This is a genomic window from Exiguobacterium sp. E4787 (genome assembly GCF_018618375.1).
Taxonomy (GTDB): Bacteria; Bacillota; Bacilli; order Exiguobacteriales; family Exiguobacteriaceae; genus Exiguobacterium; species Exiguobacterium chiriqhucha.
Window position 1 is genome coordinate 119,835 of record NZ_JACSLY010000007.1, and the last position, 13,790, is coordinate 133,624.

Consider the following 13,790-nt stretch of genomic DNA (forward strand, 5'->3'; position numbering starts at 1 on the left):
TTTTTGTGAATTCTGTTCTAGTACCAGACTTCGCTTCGAACTTCGTTTTTAAGAAACAGAGCAATCTAAGGACCTTGGACATGATTCAAATTAATCTATCAGGCGAGAGCTCGTATATGGATAGATTGATGATAGTTAATTCGTAATGATGGAACACATACTTTTTATGTAAAAAGAATCAAATTGTAATAATATGTTATTTACCGATTGAATTTAATGGGGACTATGTTAGGTTTTTAATTGTATCAACTTTTTTACTTCAAAATACTAACAGGAAAGAAGGAATGTATGATGAACAAGAAGACAAAACGGTTTGCGAGTTCAGCTTTAGTGGTCGGCGCGCTTTTAGTAGGCGCAGGGTCTGCCTCGGCAGCGACGTTCGGTACGTCATCTAGTGGAGCGTCTACAGAAGAATCATTCCAAATCAAGTACAATGGTGCGGCTTGGAACTACAGTAGTTCAAAATACAAATCTACTTCGTTCAAATATACGCGCGACGGTAGAACTTTGTTGAGCAAAGTCGCCTACAGCAGCAAAGTGACAGGGTCTGTTTGGGATGATTTAAGATGGGGAGATAAGTACACGACAAAATTCAGTTGGGCCCGTGGCGCACTAAAATAAGACTTTGTCGTTTGAATTTTTTAATTGCTAAGCACGTAGGGGACGTGAATCAGGCCCGAGAGGTATGTTCCTACAGGGCCTGATCTTATACCGATGCGATGTGATTTATTTCTATTTTAACTGGAAGATCAGCTTGTTTTTCTTGATGATCAGTTAGAACTCACAGTTTTTTTTAGCTAGGTAGTTGGCATTTAATTATACGTGTTACCATAAATTTATAAATGCCATCTGTAAGGAGTAGGTCATGAAATATTCTTTATTTAGATTTAATGATGTGTTTGAAGCTTTTGCCATTTACTTCTTCTGTTTCGTTTCAAATTTAATATTACTTTATGTAAAAGTTGCAGATTTAGAGGGCTCATTTATTTTAATGTCGTTCATTGAAAGCATTATCGACTATCAATTTGTAATCAGTATTGTTCTCACTTTTATTATGATGATTTTTCATTATCAATTTTTAAATCGGAGAAAAGTAGAGATAGCTTGTCGTATCCTCGTCGGTGACACAAAGCAAAAGATTATGATTCGATATATGTTGAATAGCCTAGCGATATTGCTGTTCACCTTTTTACTATCACTTTCATTGAACTTCTACTTGGATTTGAATATAACCAGCAATCTCTACCTCGTTTTGCTGTTTATCGTATACATATTAATTAGTGTAGGTCAGGTGAAAAGAGAATGAGAATTTTACACTTTTTTATAACAAGAATATTTTTGAAGCGATGGATCCTTGTTCTGGGAATGATCCTATTACTTTTCCTAGCGAATTACCTCTCTTTTAGTGCCACGCGTTCCATTATTTCGACTGCTCAAGGCTATCAAGAAATTGAAACGTTCAATCGAGAAGGGAATTATATCGCCAATCTAGATCCAGAGAGTGAAGCTGATTTTGATCGAATCGACATCAAAGAAACGAGAAAACTTTACGAGTATTTAAACAACAATCATACATATGCCTTACAAGCTGACGGCTTTACGACCTCTTTAGAGAATGAACATGATATGGAAGTGTCGTTTAATTACATCAATGAAGAGGCGTACCAACTCAATCAATTCAAATTGGCGCAAGGCGATCAGTTGAACTTTGATTATCAATTTAAACAAGATGACATCCCGGTTCTGATAGGTGGAGGTCTGGCTTCAACGTATCCGGTAGGATCGAAAATCGAAATCACGGATCCGGTCACCCAACAAGCGGTCGATTTGAAAGTGCAAGGGGTCTTGGAGAAAAATACGCACCGCTCGAACTTTTATGCACCGAATTCAAAGAACTACTACAACTTTTCAGTCATCGTCCCCGTCAACGAGCCATTTATTCAAAACGCGGGTCTTGACCTCCACTTGAACGGTTTGATGGACATCGTACTGCTTGATTCGACGAAAGAAGAAGCAACGAAGTTGAATGAACAGATTCAGAACAATCTAGGGTTGGACTTTAACTTTTTTAGCCAACAAGAAAATTTTAAGTACTTTGAAGATTATTATGTAAGCTCTTTGAAGATGATCAGTGCGATTACGCTCGTGTTACTCGTTGTCATTGTGTGTCTGGCGACTTGGAATACATTAATCAGTGTTCGACTCATGATTAAAGATTTTACGGTCAATTTATTAGTGGGATTAAGTTATTCCAAACTGAGAACCATTTTTTACAGCTACTTTGCGATTTTGTTCTCGATCAACCTCGTCATCCTATTCGCGATCACTGCGTTCAATCGATATGGTTTTTGGATGAGAAAAGATTCGATTTTTGCCACGTATGGGGTGTTTGGCTTAATCAGTATGGATTGGATCGCCTTCTTAGGCGTTCTATTGATTGACGTGATTATCGGGGTGATGATTGTGGAACTGGCACTCAAAAAAATCAAGGGTATTCCAATCTCGGTGGGGGTTTTGCAATGAGTAGCATCATCAAGTTAGAAATTCAGAAAAAATCGTTTGATAAGAAAGGATTCTCCATCCTGCATGATTTTGAACTGGAGGTTCAACCGGGAGAAAAGCTCTCGATTATAGGGGAGTCTGGCGTCGGGAAGACCTCGTTGCTCAATATCATCGGGTTGCTGGATACGCGCTATCAAGGGAGCTATGAGCTGTTTGATTCATCGGTTCAGGGGCTGTCACGGAATACATTAGCGGAATGGCGCAATCAAAAGATTGGGTTCGTGTTACAGGAATCGGCACTCATTGATTCGTTGACCATCGAGGACAATATTAAGTTACCGCTCATGTATGCCAATCTCGAAAAAGACCCACGCGCCCAGGAACACTTCAAGCGGATTGTGAATAAGATTGGAATCGAGTCAATTTTGAAGAAGAAACCGTTGGAATGTTCGGGCGGACAACGGTCGCGAGCTGTTTTTGCGAGGGCTGTCATTATGAACCCCAAAATCATTTTATCCGATGAGCCTACTGCGTCATTGGACCCGGAAAACAAAGAGCGCATCATCGATTTATTGTTTGAGATGAATCGCGAGTTCAATACGACAGTGATTACCGTGACGCATGATTTGGACGTGGCCAATCGTCACGAGCGAATCATTAAGCTGAAAAGGAGCGAATAAAATGGGATTCATCGCAATGGTCTTGTCCTTCCTATTCGGTATCTTCTTTACCGTGATTGGTGTGGTTCGTAGAAAACAAAACATGTTTTATAAATTGTTGATCGTCTTAGGGGTAGCTCTCCTGGTTGTAGCAGTTTATCTGGCACGGCCGCAATAAGGACGGACTCAATCCGTTTCCGACTATGAATAAGCGGGGAAATAAGGAATGCCAAAAAGGCAGGTCGACAATCGACCTGCCTTTTTTAGCGTGATTCGTACGCCGCAATCCATTGCTCCGGTGTCATCTTCGAGACGAGCTCGCCAATCAAGTCGTACGGGATATGTTTGACGTTGCCGAAGCGGATACAGCTCTTGCCCATGTTCAATTTCGTCGGTACTTGGGCGGCGTATGACTCCTCGAACCAGCGGAGCAGTTCCGTGTCGCTATAGACGCCCATATGATACACGGCGACGTGATGCTTCTGGGCGATGACGCTCAAAAACGGGAGCGGGGTGCCCGGCGTGACGTGATACCCGGACGGATACGTCGACAGCGGGACGACGTAATGGATGCCGTTACCGTCGGTCGTCTTCTCGAACCCGTCCGGCAAGTTCGCGTCAATCACATCGATCAAACGGGTGAAGGCGTCGAGCCGTTTGTCGTCGACGAGTGTCGTATAGTCCATCACTGTTCGCCTCCCCGCAAAATCTTCGCCATCGCTTTGCCTTTGGCCAGTTCATCGACGAGCTTGTCCAAGTAGCGAATCTCGCGCATGAGCGGTTCCTCGACGTTCTCGACGCGGACGCCGCAAACGACGCCTTTGATCAAGGCACGGTCTTCGTTCATCTTAGGTGCCGTGGCAAAGAACGTGTCAAAATTGACCTCGGCAGCGAGTTGGCGCTCGAGCCCAGCCTCGTCATAACCGGTCAACCAGCGAATAATCGTATCGACTTCGTCTTTTGTCCGGCCTTTCCGTTCGGCTTTCGCGACGTAAAGCGGATAGACGCTCGCAAAGCTCGTCGTGTAGATGCGGTGTGCCATGAAATCCCCTCGTTTCGTGGAATGATACCTTCATTTTCTCACATAATCAAAGTTCATACCCAAAATACTTTTTGTTGCAAATGCAACTAAATCAATTATACTGAACGTAACGTATTGTAAATACAACAATCAGGAGGAATGTATGAGAGACCAGTTGCGTGAAATCGGGATGATTGCCCGTGCCCTCGACTCGATCAGCAATATCGAGTTCAAGGAGCTCGAGCTGACGAAAGGGCAATATCTGTATTTGGTCCGGATTTGTGAAGAGCCGGGCATCATTCAAGAGAAGCTCGCCGAATTGATCAAAGTCGATCGGACGACGGCGGCGCGGGCGATTCAAAAGTTGGAGACGAACGGGTTGATCACGAAGCAGGACGACCCGCATAACAAGAAAATCAAGCGGCTCGTCCCGACTGAACGGGGCAAGGCGCTGTATCCGGTCATCATCCGAGAGCACGAACATTCGACGGATGTCGCGCTCACCGGGCTGAGCGACCAGGAAGCCGAGCAGCTACTCCGGCTGTTGAAGCGGGTCCGCCACAATATCGAAGGAGACTGGGACGCGGTGAAGAAAGGGAAGAAACGAGACTACTAGAGGGGGACGGAACATGATCACCATCAAAGCTTGCACAATCGAAGACGTTGACGCACTCCGTGCCATCAGCATCGAGACGTTTGAAGCGGAGAATGACCCGGTGCATCTGGCCGCTTATCTCGAGCGGGCGTACAACGTGGCGCAACTCAAAGAGGAGCTTTCGAATCCGGACTCACAGTTCTTTTTCGCCATGCTCGATGGAGAAGTGGCTGGTTACTTAAAAGTGAACGCCAACAACGCCCAGACCGAGGCCATGGGCGAAAAGGCGTTCGAACTCGAACGGATTTATGTGCGACGGAAGTTCCAAGGTAGTGGCGTCGGGAAGTCGCTGTACGACCAGGCCATCACGTGCGCGGAAGAACTGAACAAATGTGAAATCTGGCTCGGTGTGTGGGAACATAACCATAAGGCACTCGCCTTTTACCAAAAGCACGGTTTCGTCCAGACCGGGGCGCACACGTTCTATATGGGTGACGACGCCCAAGTCGATTTGATTATGGCCAAGCCGCTTCGTCCGTGACCCATTCCAGTATCTCCGACAAGTTCTCATAGACGGCGTCAGGGGCCAGGTCGGGCATGTCGAGCGGTTTGCCGTCGCGGTTGATCCAAGCCGTGTGGAACCCGAAGTTCTTCGCACCGGCGATGTCCCAACCGTTCGAGGACAGGAACAGCACCTCGTCCCGCTTCAAACCACTGCTCTTGAACCAGTGCGTGTAGGCGGCCGGTGACGGCTTGGCTTGTTTGATGCCGTCGATGCTGACGAGTTCGTCGAATAGGTCGGTGAACCCGGCGTTTTGGATGAGTTCTGCGAGCATCGCGTCCGTCCCGTTCGAGAGAACGATGGTCTGTTTATGATGCAGTTGGTGCAAGACGTCTTCAACCTCTTCATATGGCGACAGGTCGGCGTAAGTGGCGATCAATGCATCCTCCGTCTCGGTCGTCCACGTCACTTCGGCCGCCGACAACGCATACCGGAGCGCGTCGCGCGTGACGACAGAGAAGTCCTCATAACGTCCCATAATGTGGCGGGTAAAGAAGTAGTCGAGCTGTTTCGTTCGCCACGACTGGCTGATTTGGTCACCTTTTCCGGGGAACTGTTCGTCACACGCCGCCTTGACGGAATGGACGTCGAACAAGGTCCCGTAGACATCGAACACGAATGCTTTAACATGTGGTTTCATCATATCCCTCCTCAATCATTTAGCGTCATCTACTCTTTACCCTAGTTGGCGTGAATTATACGGAAGGGTCCAGTCAGTTGAACAACGAACAAGACAGGAGGAATTTGATGTACGTCCCGAAACTATACGCCGTAAATGATCCGAAAGAAGTCCACGCCTTTCTGAAGGCCCATCCGTTCGGCACCGTCGTCACGCATGACGGACAGAAGCCGATCGCGACGCACGTACCGCTCCGGTTTCATGAAAAAGATGGCCATGCTTGGTTCACGACACACATCGCCAAAAACAATCCGCAATGGCAAACGATTGAAAATCAGACGGTGCTCCTGATCGTCCAAGGCCCAGACGCCTACGTATCGGCGTCGTGGTATGGGCATGAGGACGTATCGACGTGGAACTATCAGGCCGTCCATGCGTATGGGCAGGCGACCATCTTGAATGCGGACGAACTCGAGGAAGATCTGGCCGGACTGCTTCAAGACCATGAAGGCGACCGCGAGCACGCCGTCGTCTGGGGGGGACTGTCTGAGCCGGTGCAACGGCAGAAATATGGCGTCGTCGGGTTCCGCATCGACATTGCGGAGATGCAGGCGGCGTTCAAGCTGAGTCAGAATCGAAACGAGAAGGATTATACACGCATCGTCTCCGAGCTCGAGCAGGCAGGGTGCCCGATTGCGGATGTGATGCGCGAGAAACGGCAATCGTAAGGTGTGGAAATGAGTCGAAACTTAAATCTATGACGAAACGAGCGAAAATCAATGAAAATGAAATGGATTGTGCGGGCACTAGGTGGTCTTCTTGTTCTACTAGCCTTGGTCGAGCTGGCGACGGATCGAGCCGACCAACCAAACCCACCGATTGAACACGCGTTTGAAGAACCGATTGCGTTTCCTTTTGAAATCACTCGGCGCTATAGTGAGATTGATATCGCAAAACCGCACCACATGCATCAATTCGTGTTTCACTATGTGAACGAGGAGACGACACAGGAGTTGCGCTACATCGTCCATAAAGTCGTCGATGAACCTGATGACATGGAAGATATTTCGTCATACGGAGACCAATATGTACTTGCGGACGGGACATCTGCTTTCTATGATGAGGCGGAATCGACGTCCCAAGGGTTATGGTGGATCAACAAAAATGGCTTTACTGCCCGAATCATCTACTACATCGATGGCAACTCCATCGAACTTGACGACGAGACCCGCTTACCGGTCCAACAACTGATCAACTTGGCCAACCAAACGTTATGACGTCAGCCTGCATCTCACCATTTGAGAGATGCAGGCTGTTTCTATTTTTCACAAGATATCTTGAAGTTCAGATTGACAGCACGCCCGGATTCATCCTATACTCATAAATGATAATGATTATCAATGTCGGCGTAAAACGTTGTCATACAGAAAAAGGGGACTAGGACATGAACAGCTACAAGAAAATGCTACATATGTTCATCATCATGTCTGCTTTCGTGCTCGTGCTCGCAGGATGCGGCTCGAACAATGAAGATGCAGCCACGACAGATGAATCTGCTGAAACGGCAGAAGGCTATCCAATCACCATCAAACACGCGTTAGGCGAGACGGTCATCGACAAGAAGCCGGAACGTGTCGCAACGGTCGGTTGGTCAAACCAAGACGTGGCGCTCGCGCTCGACGTCGTACCAGTCGGTTTCTCGGCTGCGAACTACGGTGTCCAAGACGACAGCGGCATGTTGCCGTGGACGGCTGACAAGTTGAAAGACCTCGGTGAAGAAAACCCGAACATCTACCAAGATACGGACGGTCTCGACTTCGAAGCGATCGCCGACTCACAGCCGGACGTCATTCTTGCTGCCTACTCAGGCATCACGCAAGAAGATTACGACACGTTGACAGAAATCGCACCGGTCGTCGCATACCAAGAGACGCCTTGGGTGTCATCATGGCAGGACACGGTTCGTTACGACTCAATGGCCATGGGCATGGAAGAAGAAGGCAAACAGTTGATTGAAGACACTGAGAAACTCATCGCCGACAAGGCAGCTGAAGTACCGGAGATGAAAGGGAAAAAAGCGGCATTCGTCGCGCTCAGCCCAGACGATCTCTCGAAGTTCTACATCTACACGACTGGTGACCCACGCGGTGCCTTCATCGAAGAGCTCGGCATGGAGTACCCTGAGAACATCACAAGCCAAATCAAAGATGAAAACAGCTTCTACCTCGAGCTCAGCTCAGAGAACGCTGACATCTTGAACGACGTCGACATCTTTGTCGCCTACGGGAACGAAGAGACGTTGAAAGCACTTCAAGCTGACCCGCTCTACAGCAAAGTGCCGGCCATCAAACGCGGTTCGGTCGTCATGATCGAAGATAACACGCCGCTCGCGGCTGCTGGGACACCATCACCACTCTCGATCGAATACACGATCGATGACTACGTGAAACTCGTGTCAGAAGCACTCGCGAAAGTCGAGTAATCAAATGAATATGCCGAAGAAGTTACACACGCCGAAACGGTTCGGGCTCCTCCTCGTAGGGTCGCTCGTCCTGCTCGTCGTCTGTATGCTCGCTTCGCTTGCTTTCGGCTCACGGACAGTCGGATGGGATGAACTGCTTGACGGTTTATTCCGTCCGGCTGTTCAGTCGTATGAAGCGGACATCGTCCGGCAGCGGGTCGTTCGGACGATGTTCAGTTTCATGTGCGGAGCGGCACTCGGTGTCTCGGGCGCATTGATGCAGTCGGTGACGCGCAATCCGATTGCCGACCCGAGCATTCTCGGGGTCAACACGGGAGCGGCGCTGTTCGTCGTCGTCGGGATTGCCTTCTTCAACATCTCGACCGCGAGCGACTATATTTGGTTCGCACTCGCCGGGGCGCTCTTGACGGCGGCGTTCGTGTTCGGGATCGGGTCGCTCGGGCGGGGCGGTTCGACGCCACTCAAACTCGTTTTGGCCGGCGCGGCGACGAGTGCGGCCTTGTCGTCACTCGTCATGGCCATCATGATTCCGCGCTCGAACGTCATGGACCAGTTCCGGTTCTGGCAAGTCGGTAGCGTCGGGGCCGGGACGATGGATTCGATCATGACGTTCCTGCCGTTCTTTATCGGCGGGATTGTCATCGCCATCTTGGCGGCACCATCCCTCAACATCTTGGCGCTCGGGGAAGAGCTCGCCACAGGTCTCGGTGTCCGCATCGGCACGTTGAAATTGATTGCCTCATTCGCCGGCGTGATCTTGTGTGGGGCGGCGACGGCACTGGCTGGACCAATCGGCTTTATCGGTCTCTTGGCGCCGCATCTCGTCCGCTTGGTCATCGGAGCGGATGAACGGTATATCATCCCGATGTCGGCACTCACCGGCGCGATTTTATTGACGTTCGCTGACGTGGCAGGACGGTTGCTCGGCAGTCCCGGTGAACTCGAAGTCGGGATTGTCACGGCGTTCGTCGGGGCCCCGATCTTGATCGCGTTGACGATGAAAGTGAAGGTGCGTGGCGTATGACGAACCAATCGATTCAACCCATCATCCATAACAGTCGCAAGCGCCGGCAACGGACCGTCTTCGTGACGCTCGTCTTGTTCGCGCTGGCCCTTACGTTGAGCGCGACGATGCTCATGCTCGGCAACACGATTTACCCGGTCGCAGACGTCATCCGTGTCTTGTTCGGGGAACAAGTACCGGGCGCCTCGTTCGCCGTCGGCACGATTCGTCTGCCGCGCATGCTCGCCGGCGTCTTCGCCGGACTTGCGTTTGGGATTGCCGGTACGGTGTTTCAGACGATGCTCCGTAACCCGCTCGCCAACCCGAACGTCATCGGCATCACGACCGGGTCGAGTGCGGCGGCCGTGTTCGGCATCGTCGTCTTACAGGCGAGCGATACGTTCGTCTCTATCATCTCAATCATCGGCGGGCTGTTGACCGTCCTCGCCATCTACTTCTTGTCGAAAGGCGCCGCCTTCTCAATCGGCCGGCTCGTCTTAGTCGGCATCGGGATTCAGGCGATGCTGACAGCAGTCATCAACTATTTGTTGCTCATCAGCCGCCAAAACGATGTCGGGACGGCGATGCGCTGGTTGAGCGGTAGCTTGAACGGGGTGAAGATGGAGACGCTCCCGCCGCTCATGATTGCGGTCGCGCTCTGCCTCCCGGTCATCCTCCGACTCAGCCGACAGCTCCAGATTTTAGAGCTCGGGGAGATGACGGCGACGTCGCTCGGTGTTAAGACGAACCAGACACGCGTCCTGCTCATCGTCGCCTCGGTGCTCATGCTCGCGCTCGCGACGGCGACGACCGGACCGATCGCGTTCGTCGCGTTCCTTGCGGGACCGATCGCGAAGCGGCTCGTCGGGGACGGGCGTTCGACAATCATTCCGGCGGCACTCGTCGGGGTCATCTTGGTGCTCGCGGCCGATCTCATCGGTCAGTTCGCCTTCACGGCCCGCTACCCGGTCGGTGTCATCACCGGCATGGTCGGGGCGCCGTATTTGATTTATCTCTTGATCCGGATGAACCGAAGAGGGGAACTATAAGCGACAGGAGCCTCGTCTGGTGGGACGAGGCTCCTGTTTATTGTTCATTTAGAGTTGAAGATTTCCAAAAACGTCGAGGCGACGTTCGACAGACGGCTCCCACTTTTCCAAATCAAATGGACGGAAGACGTGAGCGGGGGATGGAGCGGGACGAACACCAACTCGGTCCCTTGCGTGTTGATGATCCCGTCGAGACAGAGCGCGTGGCCGATGCCTTCCCGGACGAGGAGTGAGGCGTTATAGAGCAGGTTGTACGTCGCGACGACGTCGGCTTCACTCAAATCGACGCCGAGCCGGGCCGACAAATGCCGGTCGACGAGCGATTGCTCTGACAAGATGAGCGGCAAGTCGAGAAGATCCCCGGTCTCGATGGTACTCTTTTGTCCCACCTGACTGTCACGGCGCGTCAAGATGCCCCAACGGTCGACATGAGGGAGCTCGCGGGAGGCGTACGTGGCCAGAGTGATTGGTTCGATGACGACCCCGAAGTCGAGGATGCCTCGGTCCAACTTGTCGATGACGTCGTCTCCGTTGCCGCTATACAGGCGTAACTTGACGTCGGGATGAAGCTGTTTCATCTGTCGAAACGTCTCGATGACTGAGGTGAGCGTCTCCGTCTCGCCACCGCCGATATACAGTTCTCCGCTGACGGGTGTCGCCGTGTTCAAGTTGATCGAGATCTTATCGGCCAGACGGACCATCTCTTTGGCGTGTTCGGCCAAATAATAGCCTCGTTCCGTCAGCGTGACCCCGCCCTGGCTCCGCTCGAACAACGGTCCGCCGAGACTGTCCTCGAGTTGATGGATTTGCCGGGACAGCGCCGGTTGCGACAGCCGTAAATGTTCTGCCGCGCGCGTGATGTTCTTTTCGCTCGCGACGGCGAGGAAGTACCGTAGTTGTTGTAGCTCCATGTCATCCCTCCATGCGTTTTCGTTATGGTTCTTAATCAAATAGTAGCATTAGACATGACGATTGTCCGTTCCTATACTGGAGTCAATCAAAGGAGGAATGGATTATGACCATCAATAAAGTTGTCATCATCATGGGGGCGTCGAGCGGGATCGGCGAAGCGACGGCCCATCTATTGGCCGAACGGGGTGCGAAACTCGTGCTCGCCGCTCGTCGTCTCGACCGGTTGGAAGCCATCCAAGCGAAGCATCCCGAGGCCGATATCGTCATCCAGCAAGCCGATGTCACGGACTACGCAGCTGTTGAGGCGGTGGTGAAGACGGCACTCGACACGTTCGGGACAATCGATGTCTTGTTCAATAACGCTGGCATCATGCCGACCGCGCCCCTCGTCGACGGGCGCCGTGACGAATGGCAGGCCATGCTCGATGTGAACGTGACCGGGGTGTTGAACGGGATTGCCGCCGTGCTTCCAATCATGGAACGTCAACAGTCGGGTCATATCATCGCGACGGATTCGGTGGCCGGCCACGTTGTCTATCCGGAGTCAGCAGTCTACTGCGGGACGAAGTTTGCGGTCCGCGCCATCATGGAAGGCTTGCGCCAAGAACAGCGGGAGAACAACGTCAAATCGACGATCATCTCACCGGGAGCCGTCCAGACCGAACTGTACAACACGATCAGTGACAAACAAGCCGCCCAGGCGCTCCATGAGGCGCAAACCGAGTGGGGATTGACGAGCGAGGACGTGGCTGAAGCGGTCGTCTACGCCATCGACACACCGGACCGGGTCTCTGTCAGCAACCTCATCATCCGTCCGACGAAACAACAGGTGTGATGATGGGTAGCGGATTGAGAGAACGCGTGTCTGGCCGAACGATCACTGCGGGAGAAGCCGTCTTTAAAGAGATTCATCACATTCAACGAGCCATCGAGCCGACACTCATGCGCCTGAATTATCAGTACTTGCCGAAAGACGAGTTCCAGCGGACGCTCTCGGAGCTGCTCGGGCAAGACGTCGCGGACTCGGTCACGGTGCTGCCACCGTTCTATACCGATTTCGGGAAACACATCACGCTCGGGACAGACATCTTCATCAACCGCGGTGTCATGTTCACCGATCTCGGCGGAATCGACATCGAGGACCACGTCTTGATCGGCCCGTTCGCCAAGTTGCTGACGGTCAACCATCCGACCGACCCGACCGAACGGCGCGGCTTGATCACGAAGCCGATTCGCGTGAAACGGAACGCCTGGATCGGGGCCGGGGCGACGATTTTGCCCGGTGTCACCATCGGCGAGAACGCCATCGTCGCAGCTGACGCGACGGTGACGAAAGACGTCCCGGACAATGTGACGGTCGCCGGGACACCGGCCCGTGTCGTTCAGACGTCATGAACGTCATCCGGCTCGGATTAGTCGCTTCCATGTTGTTTCTCGCTGGGTGTGGGGACGACACGGTGAGGAAGCCGGAGAATCAGGAAGGAGTGACGTCACAAGTGGAAGAACTAAACGTCTCAATACGTTTCGAAACCAACCCGACAGCCGAAGCGCTCCAAGCCCGTCTGCCGCTCACGTTGTCGATGCAGGACTTGCATCAGAACGAGAAGTATTTCTATTTTAATGAACCGTTCCCGACGAACCCGGAACGTGTCGGCTCGATTCGGGCCGGGGATGTCATGCTGTATGGCGATGACTGTCTCGTCTTGTTTTATAAAGACGTCGAGACGAGCTATGCGTACACGCGCATCGGTCGGGTCGAGGATTTCGCAACGCTTGAACCGCTACTCGGGAGCGGGACGGTCGAGCTGACGTTTCAAAACTGATAAAAGATTGTGACCGCTTTCAAAAATTCATTGACTTCTCTATCGCATGAGGTGTATGCTAAAAATCCTGCCCAAAAAGAGAGGCCGGGAACTGGCATCAGTTCATTTCGAGTCAGAGAGGACCATGATCCCATGAACCAACAACAATTAGTCGAGCGTGCCCGCCAAGTGAAAGAGAACGCCTACTCGCCGTATTCAAACTTCCGCGTCGGAGCAGCGCTTCTCATGAAGGACGGTACGGTCATCGACGGCGTCAACGTCGAGAACGTCTCGTTCGGTGCGACGAACTGTGCCGAGCGTACGGCCATCTTCACAGCGGTCGCGCAAGGTTATAAAAAAGGCGATTTCGAAGCCGTCGCGGTGTCAGGCGACACGGTCGACTTCTTGCCGCCATGCAGCATCTGCCGCCAAGTGCTCGTCGAGTTCGGCGACCCGGACTTCAAAGTGTTGCTCACGAACGGCAATGCCGACGTGAAAGAAGTGACGCTTGAAGAACTCGTCCCGCTCGCGTTCACAGAACTTGAGATGTGATACAAAAGGCTGAGCCCGCGGGCTCAGCCTTT

At 51.8% G+C, this 13,790-nt stretch carries 19 protein-coding genes; 15 read left to right on the plus strand and 4 right to left on the minus strand.

What is annotated here, in order from left to right:
- Positions 1-291: 291 nt before the first annotated feature.
- From KNP80_RS09670 to KNP80_RS09685, 4 genes are all read left to right on the plus strand, one after another.
- Complete coding sequence (locus tag KNP80_RS09670; protein WP_214720325.1) at positions 292-621, plus strand: hypothetical protein; 330 nt, start codon at positions 292-294, stop codon at positions 619-621.
- A 717-nt stretch (positions 622-1,338) separates the two neighbouring features.
- Positions 1,339-2,523, plus strand: a complete 1,185-nt coding sequence (locus KNP80_RS09675; RefSeq protein WP_251129014.1) for an ABC transporter permease — start codon at positions 1,339-1,341, stop codon at positions 2,521-2,523.
- Positions 2,520-3,182: an ABC transporter ATP-binding protein gene (locus KNP80_RS09680; RefSeq protein WP_214720323.1), complete on the plus strand. Its 663-nt coding sequence runs from the start codon at positions 2,520-2,522 to the stop codon at positions 3,180-3,182. Before KNP80_RS09675 ends, KNP80_RS09680 begins: the two co-directional genes overlap by 4 nt.
- A 1-nt stretch (position 3,183) precedes the next feature.
- Complete coding sequence (locus tag KNP80_RS09685; protein WP_214714403.1) at positions 3,184-3,339, plus strand: hypothetical protein; 156 nt, start codon at positions 3,184-3,186, stop codon at positions 3,337-3,339.
- Positions 3,340-3,424: 85 nt separating this feature from the next.
- Here the strand turns inward: KNP80_RS09685 and KNP80_RS09690 are convergent, their stop codons facing one another.
- The gene (locus KNP80_RS09690) at positions 3,425-3,847 is read right to left on the minus strand and encodes a DUF1801 domain-containing protein (RefSeq protein WP_214720322.1); all 423 of its coding nucleotides are present in this window, start codon (positions 3,845-3,847) and stop codon (positions 3,425-3,427) included.
- Positions 3,847-4,203, minus strand: a complete 357-nt coding sequence (locus tag KNP80_RS09695; RefSeq protein ID WP_214720321.1) for a DUF2200 domain-containing protein — start codon at positions 4,201-4,203, stop codon at positions 3,847-3,849. The genes KNP80_RS09690 and KNP80_RS09695 overlap by 1 nt, the downstream gene beginning before the upstream one ends.
- Before the next feature lie 142 nt (positions 4,204-4,345).
- Between KNP80_RS09695 and KNP80_RS09700 the strand changes: the two genes are divergently transcribed.
- Positions 4,346-4,798: a MarR family winged helix-turn-helix transcriptional regulator gene (locus tag KNP80_RS09700; RefSeq protein ID WP_214710230.1), complete on the plus strand. Its 453-nt coding sequence runs from the start codon at positions 4,346-4,348 to the stop codon at positions 4,796-4,798.
- 13 nt (positions 4,799-4,811) lie between these two features.
- Positions 4,812-5,318, plus strand: coding sequence for a GNAT family N-acetyltransferase (locus tag KNP80_RS09705; protein ID WP_214833713.1), 507 nt, complete (start codon positions 4,812-4,814; stop codon positions 5,316-5,318).
- On the opposite strand, the gene KNP80_RS09710 is transcribed toward KNP80_RS09705, so the two are convergent.
- Entirely contained in the window at positions 5,293-5,979 is a 687-nt protein-coding gene (locus KNP80_RS09710; RefSeq protein ID WP_214720319.1) for a haloacid dehalogenase type II, read from the minus strand. The two genes, KNP80_RS09705 and KNP80_RS09710, sit on opposite strands and share 26 nt — an antisense overlap.
- Before the next feature lie 107 nt (positions 5,980-6,086).
- On the opposite strand from KNP80_RS09710, the gene KNP80_RS09715 reads away from it, so the two are divergent.
- The 5 genes from KNP80_RS09715 (at position 6,087) to KNP80_RS09735 (ending at position 10,492) form a co-directional block, all read left to right on the plus strand.
- Positions 6,087-6,686 carry an FMN-binding negative transcriptional regulator gene (locus KNP80_RS09715; protein WP_214720318.1) on the plus strand — a complete coding sequence of 200 codons (600 nt, stop codon included), beginning with the start codon at positions 6,087-6,089 and terminating at the stop codon, positions 6,684-6,686.
- Between the two features lie 51 nt (positions 6,687-6,737).
- The gene (locus tag KNP80_RS09720) at positions 6,738-7,235 is read left to right on the plus strand and encodes a hypothetical protein (RefSeq protein ID WP_214720317.1); all 498 of its coding nucleotides are present in this window, start codon (positions 6,738-6,740) and stop codon (positions 7,233-7,235) included.
- Between the two features lie 167 nt (positions 7,236-7,402).
- Complete coding sequence (locus KNP80_RS09725; RefSeq protein ID WP_214834603.1) at positions 7,403-8,440, plus strand: iron-siderophore ABC transporter substrate-binding protein; 1,038 nt, start codon at positions 7,403-7,405, stop codon at positions 8,438-8,440.
- 10 nt (positions 8,441-8,450) lie between these two features.
- Complete coding sequence (locus KNP80_RS09730; protein ID WP_418508268.1) at positions 8,451-9,464, plus strand: FecCD family ABC transporter permease; 1,014 nt, start codon at positions 8,451-8,453, stop codon at positions 9,462-9,464.
- Positions 9,461-10,492, plus strand: coding sequence for a FecCD family ABC transporter permease (locus KNP80_RS09735; protein ID WP_029594756.1), 1,032 nt, complete (start codon positions 9,461-9,463; stop codon positions 10,490-10,492). Before KNP80_RS09730 ends, KNP80_RS09735 begins: the two co-directional genes overlap by 4 nt.
- 44 nt (positions 10,493-10,536) lie before the next feature.
- Here KNP80_RS09735 and KNP80_RS09740 read toward each other — a convergent pair whose 3' ends face one another.
- On the minus strand, positions 10,537-11,403 hold the full coding sequence (locus tag KNP80_RS09740; RefSeq protein ID WP_214834606.1) for a LysR family transcriptional regulator: 867 nt from the start codon (positions 11,401-11,403) through the stop codon (positions 10,537-10,539).
- Between the two features lie 104 nt (positions 11,404-11,507).
- On the opposite strand from KNP80_RS09740, the gene KNP80_RS09745 reads away from it, so the two are divergent.
- From KNP80_RS09745 to KNP80_RS09760, 4 genes are all read left to right on the plus strand, one after another.
- Positions 11,508-12,239: an SDR family oxidoreductase gene (locus tag KNP80_RS09745; protein ID WP_131471375.1), complete on the plus strand. Its 732-nt coding sequence runs from the start codon at positions 11,508-11,510 to the stop codon at positions 12,237-12,239.
- A complete protein-coding gene (locus KNP80_RS09750) occupies positions 12,239-12,799 on the plus strand; it encodes a sugar O-acetyltransferase (RefSeq protein ID WP_214834608.1) in 561 nt (186 codons plus the stop codon). Before KNP80_RS09745 ends, KNP80_RS09750 begins: the two co-directional genes overlap by 1 nt.
- Entirely contained in the window at positions 12,796-13,227 is a 432-nt protein-coding gene (locus tag KNP80_RS09755; RefSeq protein ID WP_214834610.1) for a cyclophilin-like fold protein, read from the plus strand. The genes KNP80_RS09750 and KNP80_RS09755 overlap by 4 nt, the downstream gene beginning before the upstream one ends.
- Positions 13,228-13,359: 132 nt before the next feature.
- Positions 13,360-13,758, plus strand: coding sequence for a cytidine deaminase (locus KNP80_RS09760; RefSeq protein WP_021066236.1), 399 nt, complete (start codon positions 13,360-13,362; stop codon positions 13,756-13,758).
- The last annotated feature ends 32 nt before the right edge of the window (positions 13,759-13,790 follow it).